Source organism: Streptomyces sp. HSW2009, assembly GCF_040240285.1.
GTDB lineage: Bacteria > Actinomycetota > Actinomycetes > Streptomycetales > Streptomycetaceae > Streptomyces.
Window position 1 is genome coordinate 1 of record NZ_JBEHZD010001043.1, and the last position, 1,095, is coordinate 1,095.

Here is a 1,095-nt window from a genome sequence, read left to right on the forward strand (position 1 = left end):
GCCCGCGCGAGCCGCCTCGCCCCCGACGTGCTGGCCCGCGCCACTGCCGTGCGGACCTGCGCCACCGCCGTGCTGGCTCCCGCCACCGGCCTGCTGACCCGCGCCGGCGCTCGGGTCGCCGAGCGGGCGCCGCCCCGGGGGCTGCTCGCCCGGGGCGCCCTGCGGACGCGCCTCGCCCGGTCCTGGCTGGCCGTGACCTGGCTGGCCGTGCCGCGGCTGCTCGTCGGCGAGCGGGCGCCGCGCCCGCCGCTGCCCCGGGCCGGCGGGAAGCTGCTGGCCAGGCTGGCCCTGAGGTACCGGAAGCTGCTGCCCGGGCGCCGGCGGGAACTGCTGCCCGGCCCCGGCCCCGCCCCCAGCCACGGGCGGCTGCCCGTGCGGACCGGGTTGGCCGGGTTGCCCATGCTGACCGGGTTGGTTGTGCTGCCCGTGCTGGCCGGGTTGCCCGTGCTGGGCGGGCTCGATCTCGTACGGACCGACAGCCCCGGCCGCCGGCTGCTGCGCGGCCTCACCGGGGGTTGGCCACGCGGGGACGACCTCGGCCCGCGGCTCCGGGACCCCGGGGCCCCAGGGCGTGCCGTCGGCGCCGGCCGGCTGCCCGCCGCGACCCTGCACACCGCCAGGCACCCCACCCGGCACCCCACCGGAGGCGCCGGCCGCCGGGTACCCGCCCTGCGCGGGCAGCGCCGCGACCGGACCGAGGCCCTGCGGCTGCTGCGACTGCGGCTGCTGGTCGGCCGCGGCCGGCGGCAGCGCGAACGGGGTGCGCCCGGCCGGTACCTCGTGTGCCTGCTGCTGCGGCCCGGACTGCTGGCCGCGCTGCTGCTGGCCCGCCGGCCCGCCGGGAACCTGCTGACCGCCGCCGTCCTGCGGCACACCCTGCTGCGGTACGGGCCGTTCCGGCGTCTCGGTCAGGGCCCGCCTGGCCCGGCGCCGCCCGGTGCCCTGGGCGGGCTCGATCTCGTGCGGGCCGGCCGCGGGCGCCGCGGGCGGTGTCGTATTCACATCTCCGGGCCCCCGAGACGGGCTCCGATCGGGGGTGGGGGGGGGGGGGGGGAAAAAAATAGGGGGGGGGGGGGGGGGGGGGGGGGGGGGGGG

The 1,095-nt window shown here is 81.6% G+C and carries 1 pseudogene; it reads left to right on the forward strand.

Annotated elements, in window-relative coordinates:
• Positions 1 to 1,095 (forward strand): annotated as a pseudogene (locus AAHZ94_RS34445) (hypothetical protein); the annotation flags it as partial.